Annotated in this window: 21 protein-coding genes; 12 read left to right on the top strand and 9 right to left on the bottom strand. The window is 61.1% G+C overall.

Features of this window, described 5'->3' with window-relative positions; translation table 11 throughout:
- Positions 1–17 precede the first annotated feature (17 nt).
- Complete coding sequence (locus ABWV42_RS00580) at positions 18–1,259, top strand: calcium-binding protein (RefSeq protein WP_353338446.1); 1,242 nt, start codon at positions 18–20, stop codon at positions 1,257–1,259.
- 66 nt (positions 1,260–1,325) lie between these two features.
- Here ABWV42_RS00580 and ABWV42_RS00575 read toward each other — a convergent pair whose 3' ends face one another.
- The 3 genes from ABWV42_RS00575 to soxR all read right to left on the bottom strand — a co-directional run bounded on the left by ABWV42_RS00575 (position 1,326) and on the right by soxR (position 4,932).
- Positions 1,326–2,861: a trimethylamine methyltransferase family protein gene (locus ABWV42_RS00575; RefSeq protein WP_353338445.1), complete on the bottom strand. Its 1,536-nt coding sequence runs from the start codon at positions 2,859–2,861 to the stop codon at positions 1,326–1,328.
- Between the two features lie 219 nt (positions 2,862–3,080).
- Positions 3,081–4,271, bottom strand: a complete 1,191-nt coding sequence (locus ABWV42_RS00570) for a pyridoxal phosphate-dependent aminotransferase (RefSeq protein WP_353338444.1) — start codon at positions 4,269–4,271, stop codon at positions 3,081–3,083.
- Positions 4,272–4,461: 190 nt separating this feature from the next.
- Positions 4,462–4,932: a redox-sensitive transcriptional activator SoxR gene (gene soxR / locus ABWV42_RS00565; protein WP_353338443.1), complete on the bottom strand. Its 471-nt coding sequence runs from the start codon at positions 4,930–4,932 to the stop codon at positions 4,462–4,464.
- A gap of 83 nt (positions 4,933–5,015) precedes the next feature.
- Between soxR and ABWV42_RS00560 the strand changes: the two genes are divergently transcribed.
- The 5 genes from ABWV42_RS00560 to ABWV42_RS00540 all read left to right on the top strand — a co-directional run bounded on the left by ABWV42_RS00560 (position 5,016) and on the right by ABWV42_RS00540 (position 10,523).
- Positions 5,016–5,390: a VOC family protein gene (locus ABWV42_RS00560; RefSeq protein ID WP_353338442.1), complete on the top strand. Its 375-nt coding sequence runs from the start codon at positions 5,016–5,018 to the stop codon at positions 5,388–5,390.
- Positions 5,383–6,387, top strand: a complete 1,005-nt coding sequence (locus ABWV42_RS00555) for a DMT family transporter (protein ID WP_353338441.1) — start codon at positions 5,383–5,385, stop codon at positions 6,385–6,387. The genes ABWV42_RS00560 and ABWV42_RS00555 overlap by 8 nt, the downstream gene beginning before the upstream one ends.
- A 233-nt stretch (positions 6,388–6,620) precedes the next feature.
- Positions 6,621–7,994 carry a cysteine--tRNA ligase gene (cysS, locus tag ABWV42_RS00550; RefSeq protein ID WP_353338440.1) on the top strand — a complete coding sequence of 458 codons (1,374 nt, stop codon included), beginning with the start codon at positions 6,621–6,623 and terminating at the stop codon, positions 7,992–7,994.
- Positions 7,995–8,121: 127 nt separating this feature from the next.
- Complete coding sequence (cimA, locus tag ABWV42_RS00545) at positions 8,122–9,753, top strand: citramalate synthase (protein WP_353338439.1); 1,632 nt, start codon at positions 8,122–8,124, stop codon at positions 9,751–9,753.
- Positions 9,750–10,523 carry a squalene/phytoene synthase family protein gene (locus tag ABWV42_RS00540; protein WP_353338438.1) on the top strand — a complete coding sequence of 258 codons (774 nt, stop codon included), beginning with the start codon at positions 9,750–9,752 and terminating at the stop codon, positions 10,521–10,523. Before cimA ends, ABWV42_RS00540 begins: the two co-directional genes overlap by 4 nt.
- Before the next feature lie 57 nt (positions 10,524–10,580).
- Here the strand turns inward: ABWV42_RS00540 and ABWV42_RS00535 are convergent, their stop codons facing one another.
- Positions 10,581–11,807, bottom strand: coding sequence for an MFS transporter (locus ABWV42_RS00535; RefSeq protein ID WP_353338437.1), 1,227 nt, complete (start codon positions 11,805–11,807; stop codon positions 10,581–10,583).
- Between the two features lie 93 nt (positions 11,808–11,900).
- On the opposite strand from ABWV42_RS00535, the gene ABWV42_RS00530 reads away from it, so the two are divergent.
- The 4 genes from ABWV42_RS00530 (at position 11,901) to ABWV42_RS00515 (ending at position 15,807) form a co-directional block, all read left to right on the top strand.
- Entirely contained in the window at positions 11,901–12,533 is a 633-nt protein-coding gene (locus tag ABWV42_RS00530; RefSeq protein ID WP_353338435.1) for a DNA-3-methyladenine glycosylase family protein, read from the top strand.
- Positions 12,530–13,195, top strand: a complete 666-nt coding sequence (locus ABWV42_RS00525) for an alpha/beta hydrolase (protein ID WP_353338434.1) — start codon at positions 12,530–12,532, stop codon at positions 13,193–13,195. Before ABWV42_RS00530 ends, ABWV42_RS00525 begins: the two co-directional genes overlap by 4 nt.
- Before the next feature lie 198 nt (positions 13,196–13,393).
- On the top strand, positions 13,394–14,977 hold the full coding sequence (locus tag ABWV42_RS00520) for a hypothetical protein (protein WP_353338433.1): 1,584 nt from the start codon (positions 13,394–13,396) through the stop codon (positions 14,975–14,977).
- Between the two features lie 245 nt (positions 14,978–15,222).
- On the top strand, positions 15,223–15,807 hold the full coding sequence (locus tag ABWV42_RS00515) for an HNH endonuclease (protein ID WP_255108063.1): 585 nt from the start codon (positions 15,223–15,225) through the stop codon (positions 15,805–15,807).
- 39 nt (positions 15,808–15,846) lie between these two features.
- Here ABWV42_RS00515 and ABWV42_RS00510 read toward each other — a convergent pair whose 3' ends face one another.
- Positions 15,847–17,088: an acyl-CoA dehydrogenase family protein gene (locus ABWV42_RS00510; protein ID WP_353338432.1), complete on the bottom strand. Its 1,242-nt coding sequence runs from the start codon at positions 17,086–17,088 to the stop codon at positions 15,847–15,849.
- A gap of 116 nt (positions 17,089–17,204) precedes the next feature.
- Here ABWV42_RS00510 and ABWV42_RS00505 point away from each other — a divergent pair, with 116 nt between their 5' ends.
- Positions 17,205–18,116, top strand: a complete 912-nt coding sequence (locus ABWV42_RS00505) for a LysR family transcriptional regulator (RefSeq protein ID WP_353338431.1) — start codon at positions 17,205–17,207, stop codon at positions 18,114–18,116.
- Here ABWV42_RS00505 and ABWV42_RS00500 read toward each other — a convergent pair.
- Positions 18,113–19,021, bottom strand: a complete 909-nt coding sequence (locus tag ABWV42_RS00500; RefSeq protein WP_353338430.1) for a LysR substrate-binding domain-containing protein — start codon at positions 19,019–19,021, stop codon at positions 18,113–18,115. The two genes, ABWV42_RS00505 and ABWV42_RS00500, sit on opposite strands and share 4 nt — an antisense overlap.
- A gap of 105 nt (positions 19,022–19,126) precedes the next feature.
- Between ABWV42_RS00500 and ABWV42_RS00495 the strand changes: the two genes are divergently transcribed.
- Positions 19,127–20,098 carry a sodium-dependent bicarbonate transport family permease gene (locus ABWV42_RS00495; RefSeq protein WP_353338429.1) on the top strand — a complete coding sequence of 324 codons (972 nt, stop codon included), beginning with the start codon at positions 19,127–19,129 and terminating at the stop codon, positions 20,096–20,098.
- Between the two features lie 6 nt (positions 20,099–20,104).
- Here the strand turns inward: ABWV42_RS00495 and ocd are convergent, their stop codons facing one another.
- Genes ocd through rocF form a run of 3 tightly spaced genes read right to left on the bottom strand, consistent with a single transcriptional unit; the run spans position 20,105 to position 23,000 of the window.
- Complete coding sequence (gene ocd / locus ABWV42_RS00490; RefSeq protein ID WP_353338428.1) at positions 20,105–21,148, bottom strand: ornithine cyclodeaminase; 1,044 nt, start codon at positions 21,146–21,148, stop codon at positions 20,105–20,107.
- The gene (ctlX, locus tag ABWV42_RS00485) at positions 21,148–22,077 is read right to left on the bottom strand and encodes a citrulline utilization hydrolase CtlX (RefSeq protein WP_353338427.1); all 930 of its coding nucleotides are present in this window, start codon (positions 22,075–22,077) and stop codon (positions 21,148–21,150) included. Before ctlX ends, ocd begins: the two co-directional genes overlap by 1 nt.
- Complete coding sequence (gene rocF / locus ABWV42_RS00480; protein ID WP_353338426.1) at positions 22,077–23,000, bottom strand: arginase; 924 nt, start codon at positions 22,998–23,000, stop codon at positions 22,077–22,079. The genes ctlX and rocF overlap by 1 nt, the downstream gene beginning before the upstream one ends.
- Positions 23,001–23,004: the final 4 nt, after the last annotated feature.

Raw genomic sequence — 23,004 nt, 5'->3', positions numbered from 1 at the left:
GTTAAAGGAGACAGGTCATGGCAATTAATTTCACGTTCCCGAAGACGTCGAGCTACACGTTTGAGAACATCGCCGACGTGGTAGATTTTGCGGCCATTGACGCGACGATCAACCTGGCGAGCGTCTCTGCGAGCGGGTTTACCGGCAGTGGACTTTTTAACGGACAGTCGGCCTCGTTGGTCGTGACGGGGACAAACCTTGTTTACGGCCTGATTGGTGGCGAAAACTATATCACCGGCGGCACGCTGGATACGGTGACCGTGACCGTGGGGGGCGACGTGATCACCATGACGAACCTCGACATCGACATGGCGACCTTCTCCCTGATTGTCTTTAATGATGAAAACGGCACCGCGCCTCTGGGTATGGAAAACTACCTGATGAGCCGGACGTGGAATATCGAACTGTCGAACGCGAATGACATTGCGCCGTTCAATGCCCAAATCGGTGATGGCGCTGATTTCAACCTGACGGGCAACGACACGATCAAGGCCTTTGGTGGCAAAGACTTTATTTTCAGCGGCGATGGCAACGACCTTGTGCTTGGCGGTCTGGGCAATGACACGCTGCTAGGCGGCAACGGGGCCGATACGCTGAAGGGCGGCAATGGCGCGGACGTGCTGCAAGGCGGTGGTTTCAAGGATCTGCTTGAAGGCGGTGGCGGTAATGACACCCTGCAAGGGCAAGCCGGTAACGACACGATGAAAGGTGGCGGTGGCAAGGACTTCCTTGTCGGTGGCGCCGGTGCTGACAAGGTTGATGGCGGGGCTGGAAATGACTCGATCCAGGGCAATGACGGCAATGACAACCTGTCTGGCGGCAACCTGAACGACCGGATCTCGGGCGGCAAGGGTTTCGACAAGCTCTTTGGTGGCAACGGTGATGACGAGCTTATAGGCGATAAGGGCAATGACAGCCTTTATGGCGGCAACGGGAGTGACACCCTTAATGGCGGTCAGGGCAACGACAAGATCTGGTTCGGCGGCGGCGTTTTTGATCAGGCAAACGGCGGTGCCGGTGCGGATACGTTCTTTTTCGCAGATGTGTCGGGTGGCAGGGGTATTTCTGACTTCGACTCTGCCGAGGGCGATAAGCTCAACTTCCAGGGCGTGAGCAGCATCAATGCGTTTAGCGACCTTATCGATGGTGTGAACATGGTGACCAGCGGAGGTAACACCACGATCACGATCTCTGCCGTGAACCAAACCATTACTCTCTATGGCGTAGAGGATCTGAGTGCGAGTGACTTTATCTTCTAAGGTCGGCCCCGTTTGAAAACGAAAGCCCCGGCCAATGAGCCGGGGGCTTTGCGTTTCCTGGAGTGGTTATCCCAGGTGGATATTGAACCGTTCGCGCAGGGCCATATCCAGCGCCGGATCAAGGCGGGCGGCCGAGGGTTCCGACAGGATTTCCTCTTTCCGCTCAATGGCTTTCTGGACGAGGTTGGGTTTGCCCACTTCCACCCATTCCTTGGGCGAGGTGCGGTCGCCAAGTGCCGGGTAGACGTAATCGGATTCCATCCGGGCCAGCGTTTCGCTGGTGCCTAGATAGTGGCCCGGCCCGCCAAGGCAGACTTCGCGCATCTGGTCGAGGGCGAGGGTGGTGTCGTCCACCTCGATCCCGCGCAGCACCCGTTGGGCATGGCCCAGCATGTCATCACCCAGGATCAGCGATTCATGGCAGAACCCGAGAAGCGAGGCGTGCATGCCCACGGATTCATAGACCATGTTGAGACCCGCGACACCGGCCAGAACGTTCGAGCACATCTGCTCCCATCCGGCCTGCATGTCGGGCAGTTTGGCATCGGTCATGCCGGCGGCAGCACCGCCGGGCAGGCCATAAAAGCTGTGCATCTGGGCGCAACCTGCGGTCAGCAGGGCCTGTTCGCCCGACCCGCCGGTCATCGCACCGGTCCGCAGATCAAGGCCAAAGGGCCAGGTGCCGAAGATGGCCGGATGGCCGGGGCGCACGGCATTCACGTAGACCAGACCGGCAAGGCATTCCGCGACCGCCTGAACGATGGCACCGGCCACGGTTGAGGGCGCGGTTGCCCCGGCCATGCCAGCCGACAGCAACAGCACGGGCATGCCGCCCTCGATGCAGCGTTCCATCACTTCGCAGGCTTCGGTGGCGAACTTCATTGGCGGCACGACGAAGCAGTTCGAGTTGGACACGAAGGGACGCGCGCGCCACTTGTCTTCGCCGCCAGCGATCATGTGCAGCATCTCGAGCGCGTCGGCCACGAAGTCCGGTTCGGTAAACGAGGTGCCGATGTGTTTCGTGGTGCCCGAGCAGGAGGCGTAGATGGTGTTGTAATCCATCTCGCGGTTGTCCGCGATGTCGCGGCAGACCATTGGCCGTTGCAGGAAGTGGACGTTGTCGAGACGATCCACGATGCGGGCGGCGTCATGCAGGTCCTGCACCGTCGAGTCGCGGTATTCCTTGCCGAGAACATCGACCATGCTCACGGCGGCCCCGGCGGTGCCAAAGTGAACCCGGTCGCCGTTCAGGTGCAGGTCGTATTTGGGATCGCGGCCATGAAGGGTGATGTCGCGGCAGGCCTTGCCCAGCGCGTCTTCCACCACGGCGCGGGGAAAGCGCACACGTCCGTCTTCGCCATAGATCGCGCCGGCCTTGACCATGTAATCGATGCCGGACTGAGGCGCATCGGCAAGACCGATTTCCTCAAGCGCGACCAGCGCCGCCTCGTGAATCTGCTTCACCTGACTGTCGGACAGGGGTTTGTAAAAGCCGCCGGACATGCCGGGGCGGATCGAACGTGCTTCTTCCGAGGCGGGTGCTGCGCGGGCTGCGCGACGCGCGGCGCGGCCGCCGGAACGGCGGGTAGATGTGTCAGCCATTTTGTGTAGTATCCTGTTTTAACGCTGATTTTCTTGAGTGAAGGGTCAGGCGTTAAAACATGGACGGCCACGGGCAGCGCGGCCGCGTTCGGCTCCGATGGTCACGATGACCAGCTGTATCTTGCTGCGAATGCCCTGCAATGCGCGTCCTCCTGTATACCACAGTATGTCTTTGGAAGATTCGCGCAAGTCTGGGCGGAAAGCGACCAGATGTCGTTTTCAGGCTGCGGATGCTCGATTATTGGCAAGATCAGCGGCAAATTCACAGAGCGTACGCAGGGCTTGGGCAAAACGATCGTCGTCGATGGTCATGGCAACGCGGATGTGACCCGCCGCCGCCTGACCAAAGCTTTCGCCCGGCATGACGGCAATCTTGTGGGTGTCTAGAAGCTGGTTGGCAAAATCTTCACCCGAGAGGCCGGTCGCGCGCATATCCAACATGATATACATCGCGCCTTGGGCTGGAATGGGTTTGACGATGTTCTGCGCATCAAGGATCTCCATCGCCAGAAGGCGGCGGCGCCGGAAGGGTTCCGCGATCTTTTTTTCCAGCGCGCTGCCCTGATTGAGGGCAAAGTCGGCGGCGTCCTGGATGAAGCCTGCCACGCCGTAAGTGGTGTGCGTGGCGAGGTTGATCAGGTGCTCGATCGCGTCCTTGGGGCCGCAGATCCAGCCAACGCGGCTGCCGGTCATGGCGTGGGATTTCGACATCGACCCAACCACCAGCGTGCGCTCGGCCATGCCGGGCAGGGCACGGGGGCTGATGTGTTCACCCTCCCAGATCTGGGTGTCATAGACTTCGTCGGAAATCAGCCAGAGATCATGCTGCTCGCAGACAAGGGCCACGCCATCGAGGGTTTCACGGCTGTAGACCGTGCCCGTCGGGTTGTTGGGCGTGTTGATAAGCAGCGATTTCGCGCCTTGGGCATTCTCTGCGATGTCCTCGGCACGGGGCTGGAAGGCATCCTCGGCGCGGGTCTGGATGGCGCGGGGAATGGCACCGACACCGCGCAGCACGCCGGGGTAGGTGGCATAGTAGGGATCAAGGTAAAGCGCCGTGTCGCCCTGATCGCAGGCCGCCATATGCGCGGCAAACAGCGCAGACTGGCCGCCGGGGGTGATCAGGATGTTCTCGAAGGTTGTCGGCACGCCGGTGCGGGCCTCGATGCGGGCGGCCACGTTCTCGCGCAGGGATTTGATGCCCGGCACCATGGCATAGCCCGTGTGGCCGCTGAGGGCGGCGCGGTCCATGGCTTCGAGGATCACCGGATCGGTGCGGATATCGTGTTCACCAATGGTCAGCTCCACCACCGGAACGCCCTCGGCCACCATGCGGCGGGCCTTGTAGAACACGTCCCAGCCGTCCGAGCCGCCACCGGTGAGATGGGTGATCCGTTGTGAAAGCTGCATGTGGTCCTCCTGCGCGTTAATCGGTGGCCATCGGGCCAAATCGGGCAGGGCAAGTCAAACCCTATTCCGGGTTTGTCGAAATTTCCGAATGCCATTCGGGTGAATGTGGGGGAACCCCGTTCCTGTTCGTATCAAGGCACCGAATGCCATCAAGGTCCGAGAGATTGCAGGAGCGTGCCCTCCGCTCAAATCACGGCGTATCGGGCGAGTCACCCAAGAGGTATCGCGGCCCCTTGCCCTTGCGGTTGGCGCGGTCTTCGGGGTTGTAGAGCTTGCAGTTCTGAAGCGAGAGACAGCCGCAGCCGATACAGCCATCCAGCTTGTCACGCAGGGCGTTCATCTGGGCGATGCGTTGGTCAAGATCGCGTCGGAACCGCGCCGAGATGCGCTCCCAGTCGCGTTTGGTCGGGGTGCGCCCTTCGGGGAGGGTGGCAAGCGCGGCCCGTATCTCTTCGATGGAAAAGCCAAGACCCTGCGAGATCATCACGAAAGACAGGCGCCGGATGTCCGCACGATCATAGCGGCGCTGACCGCCGGCGTTGCGGAACGGGAAGACAAGACCACGTTCCTCGTAGAATCGGATGGCAGAGGGGGCAAGGCCCGTCCGTTCGGCAATATCCCCGATTGTCAAACCTGCGCGTGCAAGTGCTTTGGTTTTCATTGAATAATTCCGTTTGACCTCAAGTTAACTTGAAGAATTAGGATGGTTTCAAGTCAATTCAACCCCCAAGGAAAGGGCACATCATGAAACTTGAGCACGTCAACATCACCGTCCCCAACCCCAAGGCCAGCGCAGCGATCCTGTGCGAGCTGTTCGGATGGCATGTGCGGTGGGAAGGAGAAGCCAAGGACAACGGGTTTACCGTGCACGTCGGCGACGACGAAAGCTATCTGGCGCTTTACGCCCCCAACAAGAGGCTTGAGCCGACCGGCAACACCTATGTGCGCATTGGTGGCATGAACCACATCGGCGTGGTGGTGGCCGATCTTGGTGCGGTTGAGGCCAAGGTCAAAGCCGCAGGATACACGCCACACAGCCACGGCGACTATGAACCCGGTATCCGGTTCTATTTCGACGGCCCGGATGACATCGAGTTCGAGGTGGTCAGCTATGCGTAATCTGAAGGATCACCCTGTAGGCCTGTTGTTGTGGACGGGCATGCTGCTTGGGGCGACGTTTCCCTTGGGCAAGATGGCGGCCGCCGCCGGGGTGCCGCCGCTGATCTGGGCGATGGTGGTGTCGGGAGGGGCGAGCCTCGTTTTGTTACCGCTTGGTCTGGCCAAGGGCGTTCTGGCCGTCCCGCGTGGACAGGCGTTGCGCTACGTGGTGATTTCGGGGGCTGTGAGTTTTGCCCTGATCAACGTGATGATCTTTGCGCTGGTGCCGCTGGTTGGCGCGGGGCAGGTGGGGATGATGTTTGCCCTGTCGCCGGTGACCACCCTTGCGCTGTCGGTTCTCGCGGGGCTGCGGGGGCCGGGCAGGCTTGGGGTGGCAGGCATCACGCTTGGCATGGTTGGCGCCTTGCTGGTGGCATGGGGCAGGGGCGGCCTTGGCGACGGGGCCATGACATGGTCGTTGGTTGCGCTGCTGATCCCCGTGGTTCTGGCCGTTGGTAACGTCTACCGCACCCTCGACTGGCCAGAGGGCGTGCATCCTCTGGCGCTCGCGTTCTGGAGCCATCTTGCGGCGATCCTTGGCCTTGTGACCGTCCAGCTTGCGATGGCGGGCGACGTGCCGTTGGGCAGGCTGGTCGATGTGCCGGGCCTTGCGATCATACAGGCGATTGCCGCGGGCCTGACCTTTCCGGCCTACTTCCGCCTTCAGAAGGTGGGCGGGCCGGTCCTCCTTAGCCAGATCGGATATGTCGCCGCGGCGGTTGGTCTGGTGTCGGCGGTTGTGTTCCTTGGCGAACGCTATGAGGCGCTGGTCTGGTGCGGTGCTGGCATCATCGGGGGCGGGATCGCCCTGACCATCCTTGCCCAAACCGGCCGTCGCCCAGCGTTTCCGGCGATTTTCCTCGGGCGCAAGACGCGTGCACGTCTGGTCGTGCGTGAAACCGCGCGCGACGACGGGCAGCGGATCTATTGTCTGACGTGTTCACGCAACACGGCCTGATCACTCCAAAGCAGCGCGGCGCAAGCCGCGCTGTTTAGCGTTTCATGCGGGTGCTTGACCGCCCGCAAACCGCTGGCTATGGTCGCCGCCATGAACACTGCACGCATCATCATTATTTGCTGCATTCCCTGCTGAGACAATCTGGCGGGCCGTTCTTCTATTCCAAACATCAGCTGAAGTTGTTAAGCCCGCCCCGAGCGTAACCGTGCCTTTTGGCCGCCCGAGGATGAGACATGACAACGATCAAGCTCCACAACTCCAAGACCCGCAAAAAAGAGGTCTTTTCGCCGATCGATCCCGACAATGTGCGGATGTATGTCTGTGGCCCCACGGTTTATGACCGCGCCCATATCGGCAATGCGCGTCCGGTGGTGGTGTTTGACGTGCTCTATCGCCTGCTGCGTCACGTCTATGGACCGGAGCACGTGACCTATGTGCGCAACTTCACCGACGTGGACGACAAGATTAACGCCCGCGCCGCCGAGTCCGGCCGCGAGATCGGCGAGATCACGGCAGAGACCACGCAGTGGTATCTTGATGACATGGGCGCTCTGGGCGCGATGGAGCCCAACGAGATGCCCCGCGCAACCCAGTACATACCGCAGATGATCGAGATGATCGAAGGGTTGATCGCGGACGGGTTTGCCTATGCCAAGGATGGCCACGCCCTGTTCCGCGTGCGTGCCTACAAGCATTACGGCGCACTTTCCGGCCGCTCTGTCGATGACATGATCGCGGGTGCGCGGGTCGAGGTGGCGCCCTACAAGGAAGACCCGATGGATTTCGTCCTGTGGAAGCCCTCTACCGACGATCTGCCGGGGTGGGACAGCCCGTGGGGACGCGGGCGTCCGGGCTGGCACATCGAATGCTCGGCCATGTCCAAGGACCTGCTAGGCGAGTCCTTTGATATTCACGGTGGCGGCAATGACCTGCAATTCCCGCACCATGAAAACGAGATCGCGCAAAGCTGCTGTGCCTCGGGTCATGCCGAGGACGGGGGCGGATTTGCCAACTACTGGCTGCACAACGAAATGCTGCAGGTCGAGGGCAAGAAAATGTCCAAGAGCCTTGGCAACTTCTTTACCGTGCATGACCTTCTGGAACAGGGCATTCCGGGCGAGGTGATCCGTTTCGTCTTCCTGTCGACGCATTACGGCAAGCCGATGGACTGGACCGCTAAGAAGGCGGCTGAGGCCGAGGCGACCTTGCGCAAGTGGCGCGGTATGGTGGCGGATTTCGAAGCCGCGGAGGTTCCGGCAGGTGTCGTGGCCGCGATTGCGGATGATCTGAACACGGCTGGTGCCATTGCCGAGTTGCACAAACTGGCGGGCGCAGGGGATGCCGCGGGCCTCAAGGCCGGTGCCTCGTTGCTTGGGTTGTTGAGTGATGATCTTGGAGATTGGGCGGAAGGTGTGGACCTGTCCGCCTATGAGGTGATGCTTGCAGATGTGCGGGCCAAGGCGATGGAAACCAAGGACTTCTCGGAAGTCGACCGCATCAAGGCCGCGTTGACAGAGGCGGGTGTTGAAGTGCGCATGAGCAAGGCCGGGGTCGAGCTCCTGCCGGCGGCGGGCTTTGATGTTTCGAAACTGGAGGGGCTGCTATGAAGATGCTCGCAACACAGGTTTGCCCCAGAGCCGAGGGTGGGGGCGAATTCGCCCCCGCCCTGGGGGGCGGGTCGGGGGCGAACCGGGCCGCTGGCGGCCCGGCTGGTAATACTCAGGGGGGCGACCAATGACCAAAGAACGTCTTTATCTCTACGACACCACCCTGCGGGATGGGCAACAGACGCAAGGGGTTCAGTTCTCGACCCCCGAAAAGGCGCAGATCGCGGCGGTTCTGGACGAGTTGGGCGTGGACTATGTCGAAGGCGGCTGGCCCGGTGCCAACCCGACCGACAGCGAGTTCTTCGAGGCCAAGCCAAAGATGAAGGCCACCTTCACCGCCTTTGGCATGACCAAGCGGGCGGGCATGTCGGCCGAGAATGACGATGTGCTGGCCGCCGTCATGAACGCGGGCACGCCTGCGGTGTGTCTTGTGGGCAAAACCCATGATTTCCACGTCGATACCGCGCTTGGCATCACGCTTGAGGAAAACACCGTAAACATCCGCCGCACAATGGAATACCTGGTGGCGCAGGGGCGCGAAGCCCTGTTTGACGCCGAGCATTTCTTCGATGGCTACAAGTCAAACCCCGACTACGCGATTGAGGCCGTCAAAGCGGCCTATGAGGCCGGCGCGCGCTGGATTGTGCTGTGTGACACCAACGGCGGTGCCCTGCCGCGCGAGGTCTATGAGATCACCAAGGCGGTGATCGCGGCCGGCATTCCCGGCGACCACCTGGGCATCCACACCCACAATGACACCGAACATGCGGTGGCCAACTCTCTCGCCGCCATCGACGCAGGGGCGCGGCAGGTGCAGGGCACGCTCAACGGGCTTGGGGAGCGCTGTGGCAATGCCAACCTGACGACCCTGATCCCGACTTTGCTGCTCAAGGAACCCTATGCAAGCAAATACGAAATCGGCGTCAGCATGTCGGCACTGGAAGGGTTGACCCGCGCCAGCCGTCTTCTGGACGACATCCTGAACCGGGTGCCGATGAAACAGGCGGCCTATGTGGGGGCCTCGGCCTTTGCCCACAAGGCGGGTCTGCACGCCAGCGCGATCCTGAAAGACCCAAGCACCTATGAACACATCGAGCCGTCGGTGGTGGGCAATGAGCGGGTCATCCCCATGTCGAACCAGGCCGGGCAGTCGAACCTGCGCAAGCGGCTTGCTGATGCCGGTCTGGTGGTCGAAAAGGGCAACGGCGCATTGGGGCGTATCCTCAACCGCATCAAGGAGCGCGAGGCCGAAGGCTACAGCTATGACAGCGCGCAGGCGAGTTTCGAACTCTTGGCGCGGGATGAGTTGGGGCTGCGGGAAACCTTTTTTGACGTGGAACGCTATCGCGTGATTTCCGAACGTCGCCGCAATGCGCGGGGCCATATTGTCGTGGAATCTGAAGCGGTTGTGACGGTTCAACTGACGGGCGGAAAGCAGACTACCAGCTATTTCAAGAACGAAAACGCCGACGAGTTGCACGATAAGGGGCCGGTCAATGCGCTCTGGCAGGCGCTCAAGATGGACCTTGGCGCTTATCAGGCCGAAATCGACGGCGTGAAGCTTGTCGACTTCAAGGTGCGCATCACCAATGGCGGCATAGAGGCGGTGACCCGCGTCATCATCGACTTCGAGGACGAGGCCGGGCGGCGGTGGTCGACGGTTGGCGTCTCGGCCAATATCATCGACGCCTCGTTCCAGGCGCTGGAAGACGCGATCAACTGGAAGCTTGTGCACAACCGGATGGTGGCCGCGCAATGAAGGAAGAAGACCTCAACGCCTGCGCGGAGATCGTCCACCGGGGCGATCCGGACCGGTTTCTGGCGGTGATGGCCGCCAAACCCAGTGCGCGTGAGGTCCTGTTTTCGATCTTTGCCTTCAATGTCGAGGTTTCACGCGCGCCCTGGGTGACGCAGGAGACCATGATTGCCGAGATGCGCCTGCAATGGTGGCGTGACGCGCTGGACGAGATTGCCGAGGGTGGCGCGGTGCGTCGCCACGAGGTGGTGACGCCCTTGTCTGAGATGATCAGTGCCGAAGAGGCCCGCCTGCTTGACGCGGTGGTGGTGGCGCGCCGGTGGGACATCTACCGCGACCCGTTCGAAGATGCCGCGCATTTCGAAGCCTTCATCGATCAGACCTCGGGCAATCTCCTGCTGGTGGCTGCGCGGGCGCTTGGTGAGGCCGACGAGGGCGTGGTGCGCGATTTCGCCTATGCCTCGGGCATTGCCAACTGGCTGCGGGCCATTCCCGAACTGGAAGCGCGCGGCCGTGTGCCGCTGGTGGACGGGCGGCCAGAGGCCGTTGCGGCGCTGGCCAAGGGGGCATTGGAACGTCTCAAGTCAGCGCGGGCGCAACGGGGCAGGGTGTCCCGCGTGGCAGGACAGGCGCTGTTGTCCGGCTGGCAGACGGCGGCGGTTCTCAAACAGGCTGCGGCCGCGCCCGAGCGTGTTGCGCGCGGAGAGCTTGCGATCAGCGAATTTGCCAGGAAATCCAGTTTGATGCGCCGTGCCCTGACTGGGCGGTGGTAGGACATCCTTCTAGAAGGATGTCCCGACAACAGAGCTTTCTAGAAAACTCTGGCTCGCTTACTCTTCGGACGGGCGCAATGTCAGCCAGATCAGCGCGCCACCGGCCAGCATCAGGAAGGGGGCCATCGCGAGGTTGACCGACATCCAGCCATCCACCGGATTGCCGCCGGAACAGTTCATCAGCCCGCCGGAGGCCAGCGAAGCCACCGTCACACCGCCAAAGACCAGGAGATCGTTCAGGCCCTGCATCCGTCCGCGCTCGTGTGGCTCGTGGGCGCCGGCAAGCATGGTGGTCGCGCCGATGAAGCCAAAGTTCCAGCCCACGCCGAGCAGGATAAGGGCGATAAAGAAGTTTTCGAGTTCGACGCCCTGAAGGGCAACCGCCCCTGCGCCGGCAAGGATCACGAGACCCGCAGCCACAATCTTTTCCACGCCGAAACGCGCGATCAGGTGGCCAGTGAAGAACGAGGGTGCAAACATCGCCAGAACGTGAGCGGTCACGACATCGGCGGCCGAGTTCTGTTCAAAGCCGCAACCGACAACCGCCAGCGGTGTTGAGGTCATCACGAGGTTCATCAGGGCATAGCTGACCATGGCGCAGATCACGGCCACCGCGATGCGCGGCGTGGTGATCAGTTGCCAGCGGGTGCGTCCCTTGGGGGCGTCGTCCTTGGGCGCTTCCGGTTTCGGAATGTTGATGAACAGGAACAGCGCCGAGCCGATCACGTTGATCGCAATCACGGCAAGGTAGGTGCCAAGGAAGGGAATCACCATCGACTGTGAGGTGACCTTGACCAGTTGCGGACCGATGATGGCCGAGGCCAGACCGCCAGCCATCACGTAGGAAATCGCCTTGGGGCGGAAATCATCAGAGGCCGTGTCGGCGGCTGCAAAGCGGTAAAACCCCTGCGCGCTCATGTAGATACCGGTCAGGAAGCTGCCGACCAGGAAGATGGTAAAGTTGTTGAGGTAGAGCCCGTAAGCCCCGATTGCCCCACCGATTGCGCCGCCGGCAGAGCCGACCATAAAGCCGACGCGACGGCCAAAGCGCTGCATGATGGCAGAAAGCGGTGTCGCCGAGAGCATCGAGCCCACCACGATCAGGGAGATCGGAAGCGTTGCAAAGCAGACGTTGGTGGCCAGCGACTGTCCGGCCAGCCCCCCGATGGTAAAGATCATCGGCATCTGGGCGCCCAGGAAGGCCTGTGCGAGGACGAGGATAATCACCGTGCGTTTGGCGCGGCTGTCATCTACGGTGGACGAAATGTCGGTGGCTTGTGTCATGCCGCAAGCGTTATCTTGTTAAGAATGAGACGTCCAGCACCTGTGGACATCATTTGATGCAATAAGATCATGAAGCCGTGAAGGGGAAACAGGGTGGCGGTTGGCAGGATAATCGAAACGTCCGATTGCGTGGCGGAAGGTGCGGCGTGGCTGGCAGCGCAGGATGCGCGCTTTGCCAGGGCACTTGAACAGACGGGGCCACTGCCTTTGCGTCTGCGTCCGGACGGGTTTGCCCAGCTTCTGAGCGCCATTGTCAGCCAGCAGGTCAGCGTCGCTTCTGCCAATGCGATCTGGACGCGCCTGAAAGACGCACGGATGACCGAGCCGCGCAAGATCATGTGGGCCAGCGACGAAGACCTGCGCGCACTTGGTCTCAGCCGCCAGAAGGTGCGCTATGCCCGTGCGCTGGCCGAGGCACGGATCAACTATGGCGCCCTGCGTGATGCCCCGACGGATGAGGTGATCGCGACCCTGACCGAAGTCAGTGGCATTGGCGTATGGACCGCCGAGATCTATGCGATGTTTTCGCTGGGGCGGGCGGATGTGTTTGCCCCCGGTGATCTTGCCCTGCAGGAAGCGGCGCGCATCCTGTTTGATCTTGAGGCCCGCCCGAAGGAACGCGACCTGCGGCAAATGGCCGAAGACTGGGCGCCATGGCGATCGGTTGCGGCGCGGCTGTTATGGGCCTACTACCGTGTTGCAAAGGACAGGGAAGGAATCCGATGACACGCGTTTTGACCACCGGCCGCAAAGAGCCGAAATCCGGCACCACCCGTTCGGTGGTGATTTTCCTGCACGGTTACGGTGCGAACGGGGCAGACCTTCTTGGCCTGGCCGATCCCTTGTCGGATCACATGCCCGATACGCTTTTCCTTGCGCCCGACGCACCCGAAAGCTGCGCAGGGGCGCCGTTTGGGTACCAGTGGTTCCCGATCCCGTGGATTGACGGCTCGTCCGAAGAAGAATCCATGCGCGGCATGCAGGCCGCGGTGGATGATCTCAACGCCTTTCTTGATGCGGTGATGGTGGACGAGGATGTCCTGCCGGAACAGGTTGTTCTGTTCGGCTTTAGCCAGGGCACGATGATGAGCCTGCATGTGGCCCCGCGCCGCGAAGACGAGGTGGCAGGGATCGTGGCCTTCTCGGGCCGTCTGCTTGCGCCCGAGTTGCTTGCCGACGAGGTGGTCAGCAAGCCGCCGGTTCTGCTGGTGCATGGTGATGCGGACGACGTGGTGCCCGTGCAATCGCTGCCGGAAGCCGCCGAAGCGCTGCAAGGGGCGGGCTGGAAGGATGTCTATGCCCACATCATGAAAGGCACCGGCCACGGTATCGCGCCGGACGGTCTTTCGGTGGCTCTGGCTTTCATGCGCGACAAGCTTGGCTTCTGAGCGTGACATTTCTGCATAAATAACACCCATGCCGCCCCCCAAGGGCGGCATTTCTGAAAAAGCCTTTCCGCAATTCGGGGCGACCGCCTATAGATGGGGGATAGCCCTAGGAATTCAAAACATTGGAGCCCGCCCGTGCATTGCCGTAGCGCCAAGACCCATAAATCTCCCCGACGCAACGCAACTTTCGCGGCAGCCGTGGCCGCGGCTTTCGTCTCCGGTGCTTCAGCGGCCGTCGCTGAAAGCAGCACGGTTCCCCTGCACAACCATCCCACCCGCCTGATCTCGCTCGAGACCGCGAATATGAACCCTGCGGGGACGGTCGAGCTTTCGGTTGGCACCATGCAGACCGATCCCAGCAAGGGATCTGGTACCGGCAACCAGCTTTATTTCGGTGGTGGTAGCTATTCGCCCACCGACCGCCTGACCTTTGGTTTCGACCTGCAAACCTATCAGGATCCGACGATCAGCCCGATCAACGGCGCTTTCCCGGATATCAAGATGCACACCGGCGCGCTTTGGGCCAAGTACCAGGTTTACAAGGGCAGCCGCGTTTCGATGGCGGCGCTGGCCTCGGTAGAAAACCTCTTTGCACTGGAAGGCCCGCTTTATGGCGGCCGCAACGAACATGTTCTGATCGGCGCGCTCAAGGCACCGATCACCATCAAGGCCTCGCAACAGCTTGAATTCCACATCACGCCCGGCGTTTCCTTCTTCCCCAATACGGTTGGCGGTCAGCCTTACTATGGCACCGTTGGCAGCGTTGGAGTGGGCGCAAGCTACAAGCCCTCCGAACGGCTGGCGTTCTTTGCCTCTGCCGAGACGGCCCTGAGTGGTGCAAATAATGTGGATAGCACTGCGGCCTATACCAAGGATACGGTTCTAACCATTGGTGGCCGCTACAACGTGACCCCGAAAGTCGCTCTTGAGGCCTTTGTAACGAACGGTGCAGGGCTTACGCCTGCAACAAGCGTCCTGACGCACTGGCCGGATGGGGATGATATCCTTGCCGGCCTGCGCCTTGTCTATACCCCCGGCGCAAACCTCCCGATCAGCTATCGCGGTCAGCCTGCGGTCGTGACACGTCGTCAAGCCAACCTGCAATACGACGGCTTTACAGTTGGCAGCGCCGATGTTCTTGATCCGGGCATGGTGCGTGCCACCGTCTGGGGCGGCAGCGACAGCAACAGTGGTGTCGGGATATCGTTCAGCCCCGATCAGGATGCTGAAGTCCAGCTGTTTGTCGAAAAATATTCGGACAGCCCGTCCGCGCCTGCGGCCCTCGTGCCAACCACCGAAGTGCGTTACATGATCGGTCCGAAGCTGCGCTTCATGGATCAGAACAACGGCGATGCGTTCTCGCTCAGCGGCCGTATGCTGTTTGGTCGTCACAAAGAGCCGCTGGTTGGTGGTGTCGGCGTGTTCTACGTTGACGCGATGGCGAGCTATAAATCGAGTGATCGTTTCGTGTTTACGGTTGCGCCCAAGCTGGGGGCGTTCGGCAACGTCGAAATGGCGGGGCTTGGTCTTGGTGTGAACTATCAGGTGAGCGACAAGCTCGAGCTGATCGCCGAGGCGACGCCGGTTGGGCTTGATGGCGATACGGCCACTTGGGCGGCGGGTCTGCGTTACAATATCGGCAAGTCCGGTTTCAGCATTGATGCCAGCGCGACCAATGCCGTTGGCCGTCAGGGCATCGGTTCGATGATTGCCCAGGACGATACGCGCTTTACCATCGCCCTTTCCAAAACCTTCGATGGGCGGGGCCTGAAGTTCTGGTAATGCCCTGAAGGCAGACGGTGATTTCCAAAAAGGCTGGTCCTGCGGGACCGGCCTTTTTGTCTGCGTGTGTCGGACTGCCTGTCATATGGGCGTCACGGAATCAAACTAGCCCTTTATGTGTGGCCACATATATCGTGAGGCTTGCCAGAAAGCGGCTACGATATATAGTGGGTATAAGGCTGGGGCGGGTGCGTCCGCCTCGATGCTTCAACAACAGGCAGACGAGGCGAAGGACGACTCGAACCATGGATGGCGATTTCAGGACAGAATTTGTAAGGGCACCCGCTGGGGCACGTAACCACCCGGCTTTGGTTTTGAACGCGGATTACAGGCCACTCTCCTACTATCCGCTGTCTCTCTGGCCCTGGCAGGATGCGGTCAAGGCGGCGTTCATGGACAGGGTGGATATCGTCGCCGAATACGACCAGGTGGTCCGAAGTCCTTCCACGGAAATTCGCATTCCCTCTGTCGTTGTCCTCAAAGATTATGTTCGACCTCAAAAGCGCGTGGCCTTCACGCGCTTTAATTTATTTCTGAGGGATGAATTCCGCTGCCAATACTGCGGCAGCAAGGGCGATCTGACCTTTGACCACGTGGTGCCCCGCGCGGCAGGTGGCGTGACAAGCTGGGAAAACGTGGTGGCGGCCTGTAGCCCGTGTAATCTCAGGAAGGGATCAAAATCGCTGCGACGGGCCGGAATGCGCCTGTACAAGGCGCCGCGCCAGCCAAGTTCAGAAGAACTGCGCAACATGGGGCGCCGGTTTCCGCCGAATTACCTGCACGAAAGCTGGCTCGACTTTCTCTACTGGGACGCCGAACTCGACGCCTGATGCCCGAAGACCCGCAGGTCTCCGAGCCAACTGTTCCGATTAGCGCTTGGGCGGTGTCAGATAGGTTTCCGATGCCCCGCGATTGCTTTCGCGCAGTTCCATCTTGGCAATGGATTGCAGGTGGACTTCATCCGGCCCATCGGCAAACCGCAGGGCGCGGCCCCAGGTATAGTGATCGGCAAGCGGGGTGTCGGGCGTGAGGCCCATTGCTCCGAACAGCTGCATGGCCCGATCCGTCACACGTGTGTGCAGGGCAGGGGCGACCACCTTGATCATCGAGATTTCCTTGCGCGCCGCCTTGGCCCCGACATTGTCTATCATCCAGGCGGCCTTGAGGGTCAGGAGGCGGGCCTGTTCGATCTCGATCCGCGATTTCGCAATCCATTCCCGGATCACACCCTGTTGAGACAGGTGCTTGCCAAAGGTTTTGCGCTCTTGCGAACGGTCGACCATCAGCTCAAGCGCCAGTTCTGCCGCCCCGATCGACCGCATGCAGTGGTGAATACGGCCCGGCCCAAGCCGCGCCTGTGCCAGCGCGAACCCGCTGCCTTCTTCACCAAGGAGGTTCGAGGCAGGGACACGCACATTGGTGAACAGGATCTCGGCATGGCCTTCCGGCGCGTGGTGGTTGAGAACCGTCGGGTTGCGCACGATCTCTACACCGGGGGTGTCGCGCGGCACGATAATCATGCTCTGCTGTTTGTGGGTGTCGGCGTCGGGGTCGGTCTTGCCCATGACGATGAACACCTTGCAGTTCGGATGTGTCGCATTGGTGATAAACCACTTGCGACCATTGATGACGTATTCATCACCTTCACGCCGCATGGATGTCGTGATGTTCGTGGCATCAGAGGAGGCCACATCGGGTTCCGTCATCGCAAAGGCCGAGCGGATTTCGCCATTGAGCAGCGGCTCCAGCCATTGTTCGCGCTGTTCGGGCGTTGCGAACATGTGCAGCAGTTCCATGTTGCCGGTGTCAGGCGCGTTGCAGTTGAATACCTCTGCCGACCACGGCACGCGCCCCATGATTTCCGCCAGTGGGGCATAATCAAGGTTGCTCAGCGGTGTGCCAGGCTCGTCTTCCTTCAGGCTCGGCAGGAACATGTTCCAAAGCCCTTCCTCGCGGGCCAGTTTCTTGAGGTCTTCCATGAAGGACACCGGAAATTGCCCGGCGTGGGTTTCCTCGTGGTGCTGGCGTATGCGGGGCAGGATGTGAGCGTCCATAAAGCCTTGCAACTTTTGACGCATTTCCTGACTGCGGGGGGAAAAGGCAAAATCCATCTGTGGTCTCCTGTCGGCCCTGCGTGCGGGCGGTTTGGGTTGATCTTCGCACAGGATTTGACATTTCAGAACTTTGGAATTTCAATGATCATCATTCATGGCGTGAATGGTATAGAATGAAACTCTCGCAAGTCGATATGAACCTCTTTCTCGTGTTCGACGTGATCTACGCCGAGCGCAATCTGACACGGGCTGCCGAGGTTCTTTCGGTGACTCAACCGACCGTCAGCAACGCGCTGGCCCGCATGCGGGCACAGTTCAACGATCCCCTGTTCGTGAAAACCAGCCGCGGGATGACGCCAACCCCCTTTGCCGAAAGCCTGTCCGGCAGGATCGGCGAGGCGATGGGCCTTCTGGCGTCCTCGGCCCATGCGCGGGACGAGTTTCGCCCCGACACCAGCCAGCGGGTGTTTCGGCTGAGCATGAACGACTGGCTGGAGGTTCGGATCATGCCCGATCTGGCGGCCGCGATCAGCCTGTCTGCACCAAACGTGGGGTTGAGGAGTCATCGTGTGTCACGCTCGGATATCCTGCGCGATCTGGCGTCGGGGGCGCTTGATCTGGCCATCGACGTGCCGCTTGAGAATGCCGCCGACCTTGTGCATGTGCCGCTTGTGTCGCAACGGTATGTCTGCGCGGTGCGTCGCGGGCATCCATTGGCGGGGCAGGCGCTTACGATCGAAGAGTACCTGGCCCTTGGGCATGTGCATGTCTCAGGTCGGCGCAGAGGGGGTGGCTTGGTCGATTTTGCCTTGCAGCGGATCGGCAAGCGGCGGGCTTTGAAGCTCAGGTTGCAACACTACCACTCGGCCGCGCCGGTGATCCGCACAAGTGATCTTGCCCTTACCATTACCGAAGACCTCGCCCGTGATCTTGATTTCGAAGTCCTTGAGTTGCCATTTGATGTGCCGGAACTGGCCTTCAATCTCTATTGGCACCGGCTGCTGGATGAAGATCCGGCGAACCTGTGGATTCGCAATCAAGTCATAGGCTTATTTTCTGATGTGAATGTGGATTATGAAGCCTAGATCGGCGCCATGAGCTGCAGGGCTTCTTCGCTCAGGGCGGATGCCAGAATGTCGCTTCCCAGACGGGCCTCAAAAGCGGCGGGCTGGATGAGGGAGATCGCCCGTTCCGCCTTTGGCGTGTCGAGGCGGCGCAGAACGATGTCATCGCGACGCCGCGCATCGGTCGCCGCATAGAGGCGCGGCAGGATCGCGATGCCGGCCCCGGCGGCGGCCATCAGGAGAATGGCCGCAAGGCTGGTGCCTTCGTATTCATCCGGCACCCGCGCGTTGGCGAGGGCGGCGATTTCCGAAACCATGCCCGACAGCCTGTGTCGTGATCCCAGGGCCAGCAGGTTGCGCCCCGCAAGCGACGCCAAGGGCAATGGCCCTGTATCGCCGGCCAGCGGGTCGTCCTTGGGGATGGCCGCCCAAAGAGTTTCGCGAAACAGCGGAATTTGCAGGGTGCCGGGGTGGTCTTCGGGGGTGGACAGGATCATGTCAAAGCGGCCACTGCGCAGCCCCAGTTCCAGATCGGCCGTGCTTTCCTCGCGGACGACCAGCCGGAAATTGGGGTGATCGACGTGCAGGCGCCGGACCACACCCGGCAGCAGGTAAGGGCCGATCGAGGGCAGGACACCAAGACGCAGGCGACCATCGAAAATGCCATCCCCCGTCACGCAGGCGCGCAGGTCTTCCATCTCGTGCAGAATGCGACGGGCGCGCCGCACGATTTCCGCACCCTGCTGGGTCATGACGGCCCCATGACGACCGCGATTGAATATCCGAACGCCCAGATCGGTCTCGGCCTCGACAATCTGCGAGGACAGACTGGGCTGGCTGATACCAAGCTTTTCCGCCGCCATTCCAAAGCGGGCGGTGTCGGCGACGGCAACGATGTATTCGAGTTGTCGGAAGGTTGGACGCATTAGATAGACAGAGACTATGGAAAGTTAAGTTACAATATATTGGACCTAAGTTGGTTGGCAAGCGATACCCCGCCTTCAGAATAATACAATCCCTGGAGACGTCTGATGGAAAACGCGATTGCCATGCTGGCCAACAACCTTCTCGTGCCAACGATCCTGTTCTTTGCCTTGGGGCTTGTGGCGGCGGTGATGCGAAGTGACCTGTCGATACCGGAAGGCGCGGCCAAGGTGATGTCGATCTACCTGCTGTTTGCCATCGGTTTCAAAGGCGGTGTGAGCATTTCGGAATCCGGAGGTTCCGGCAAACTTTTTGCAACGCTGGTGGCGGGGGCGGTCCTGTCGCTGTTGATGCCCTTCCTTGCCTACGCGCTGTTGCGGGTGATGACGCGCCTGTCGCAACTGGATGCCGCAGCCGTTGCCGGGCACTATGGATCAATCTCTATCGTAACATTCGTGACTGCCGCCAACCTTCTGGAAACGCAGGGGATTTCGTCGGAAGGCTACATCGTTGCCGTGGCCGCCGTCATGGAGGTTCCCGCGATCCTCTCGGCGCTCTGGCTGGCGGCGCGCAGCCGTCCCGGCACCAAGCTGGACGCGCATCTTCTGCGTGACATCCTCGCCAATGGCTCGATTGTGCTTCTGGTGGGGGCCTTTGTCATCGGTGCCATCACCGGCAAGGACGGGCTTGAGCAGATCGACCATTTCATCATCGTGCCCTTCACCGGCGTCCTGTGCCTGTTCCTTCTGGACATGGGGCTTTCGGCCGGGCGCAGCCTGATGGAAAACCGTCGCGACTTGAGCGTGGGTCTCTTTGCCTTTGGCTGTCTCATGCCGCTGATCGGCAGCCTGCTGGGTCTGGGCCTGGCGATGGTCATCGGCCTGTCGCAGGGCGGCACCTTCCTGTTCATGACGCTGGCGGCCTCGGCTTCCTACATCGCCGTGCCCGCCGCCATGCGCATCGCCTTGCCCGAGGCCAAATCGGGGGTCTACCTCTCGGCCTCCCTGGGCATCACCTTTCCCTTCAACCTCACACTCGGCCTGCCGCTCTACGCATGGCTGGCCGGGTGCGCGGTCTGAGGCCGGTTACTTGGCCCGCTGGAGCATCCCGAAAAGATCACGCGGATCATCGGGATCGGCCAGCAGGTCGAGATCATAGTGGAAATCGGTGTCCTTCACCTTGTCGCGGATATAGCGAAGGGCACTGAAATCCTCGATGGCAAAGCCGACGCTGTCAAACAGGGTGATCTGGCGGGCACTGGTGCGGCCCTGTTTGGCGCCGGTCACAACCTGCCAGAACTCAGTCACGGCGAATTCCTCGTCCATTTGCTGGATTTCGCCTTCGATCCGGGTTTGCGGCGGGTATTCGACGAAAACATCGGAACGTTCCAGAATACCCTTGGCCAGCTCGGTCTTGCCGGGGCAATCGCCGCCAATCGCGTTAATGTGCACGCCAGCGCCAACCATGTTGTCGCTCAGGATCGTGGCATATTGCTTGTCGGCGGTGCAGGTGGTCAGGATCTGCGCGCCTTCGATGGCCTCTTCGGGCGTGGCGCAGATCACGGTTTTCAGCCCGGTACCTTCAAGGTTCGCAGCACACTTGCGGCTTGCGGCCATGTCCTTGTCATAAAGGCGGATGGTGTCGACACCGCAGATCGCTTTCATCGCCAGCGACTGGAACTCGGATTGTGCGCCGTTGCCGATCATCGCCATGGTGGTTGACCCTTTGGGGGCGAGGTATTTCGCCACCATCGCCGAGGTTGCCGCCGTGCGCAGCGCGGTCAGCATGGTCATCTCTGTGAGCAACACCGGATATCCGGTATAGACATCTGCCAGCAGGCCAAAGGCGGTCACGGTTTGCAGACCTTCAGAGGTGTTCTTGGGGTGGCCGTTCACATATTTGAACCCATAGGCTTCGCCGTCCGAGGTCGGCATCAGCTCGATCACGCCGACGTCGGAATGCGAGGCAACGCGCGGTGTCTTGTCGAACAGTTCCCAACGCTTGAAGTCGGCCTCGATATAGTCCGCGAGGTCGCGCAGCATGTCTTCGACGCCGATATGGTGGATCAGGCGCATCATGTTGTCGACGCTGACGAAGGGCACAAGGGCTTTGTCGGAAGGGGTGCTCATCAGTGGGTCCTTTCGGTGCGGCGGGTCAGGTGGATACCGGCCAGCATGCAGCGGACAGAGCCGCCGGCAGTTTCGATTGTCGGGATGTCCAGCGGCAGGAGCTGGGCTGTTTTTTCAATGATCGCAATCTGTTCCGGGCGCAGCGACGCCAGCGCCCGTGAAGAGAGCGCAAGGATACGGCGATCACCGGTCAACTCGATGGCGTTGCCGGCGAATTCGCCGATCTGGGCGTGGCTCAGGTCGATGACCTGCCGGCCGGAGTCCTCAAGGCGCTGTGCGACCGTGCGGCGGCGCTCGGGGTCGACGATCATATCAAGGCAGATCAGCGCATAGCCTGTCCCGATGCCCATCAGCACGTTGGTGTGGTAGACATCGCGCCCTTGCGCGTCGCGGGCCTCGAAGGCGATGGGTTCAAAGTTGAAATGTGTGCAGAACCGTTCCAGCAGGATCGGATCGGCGCGGTTGGAGTGTACGGTGTAGGCAATGCGCCCGATGTGATCGAGAACCATCGCGCCGGTGCCTTCCAGGGCCAGACCGTCCTGTTCGAGGCCGGAATAGTCGATCACGTCCTGCACGCGGTAGTCGCGCTTGAGCATTTCGATCACGTCCTGACGCCGTTCCTTGCGCCGGTTCGGGGCGAACATCGGATAGATCGCAACGTGACCACCGGTGTGGGTCGAGAACCAGTTGTTCGGAAAGACGCTGTCAGGGGTTTCGGTGCTGGTGTCTTCGAAAACATGCACCCTAACGCCCGCCTTGCGCAGTTTGGCAACGGCGGCGTCAAATTCGCTTCGGGCCGCTTCCGATGTGGCGGCGGCACTGTGGTTCGACAAGGTCTGGAACGCGTTGTCGTCGCGGGTTTCCGGGTTGGAACAGAAATGATGTGGGCGGATCATCACCACCGCGTCCGGGGCTTGCAGCAGTGTCATCAGTAACTCCGGGTGGGACGGTCAAAGATCCGGCGACCAAGGGCCGAGGCGGCAAGGTCAACCATCAGCTTCGTGGTGCGGCCACGGGTGTCGAGGAAAGGGTTCAACTCGACCAGATCCATTGAGGTCATCAGGCCGCTGTCATGCAGCATTTCCATGACGAGGTGCGCTTCGCGGACCGTGGCACCACCCGGCACCGTGGTGCCGACAGCGGGGGCCACGTCGGGATCAAGGAAATCCACATCCAGGCTGACGTGCAACATGCCATTGGCGGCAGCGACTTTTTCAAGGAAGGCAGACAGGGGCCGCGCGATGCCATGCTCATCAATCTCGCGCATGTCGTGGCGGTGGATGTTGCTGTCCTGAAGCGCCGCGCGTTCGGCATCATCCACCGACCGCAGACCAATGATGCAGATGTTGTCCTGTGGAACGGGATGGGTGACGCGCGGAAAGCCGTCAAAGCCATCGAGGCCCGCGAAATAGGCAACGGGCGTGCCATGCAGGTTGCCGGAATCAGTGCTGCCGGGGGTATGGAAATCGCTGTGGGCATCCAGCCAGAGGACGAACTGCGGGCGATCGATCTTTGCGGCATGGTTGGCGACACCCCGGACAGTCCCGGCAGACAGCGCGTGATCACCGCCGAGGAACACCGGCAGGCCATCATCCATCGCCTGTTCCGCCGCATCCGAAAGCGCCTCGGTCCAGGCGATGGTTTCGTTCAGGGCGTGCAGGTGGGTGTCGGGCGCATCGGCTTTGTGGTCCGCAGGGGCGAGGTTGCCGCGGTCGATCACGGTATGTCCAAGCGCGCTCAGGCTTTCGGCCAGACCGGCGGTACGATAGGCATCCGGGCCCATCAGACAGCCGCGCCGCCGCTTGCCAGAATCCACCGGTGCCCCGATCAGGATGCAGGTTTTGGGAATCATTTTC

Source organism: Pelagimonas sp. KU-00592-HH, from assembly GCF_040369695.1.
Taxonomy (GTDB): Bacteria; Pseudomonadota; Alphaproteobacteria; order Rhodobacterales; family Rhodobacteraceae; genus Shimia.
Note: the sequence above shows the minus strand (reverse complement) of the source record. Positions and strands in the feature narration are given on the sequence as shown.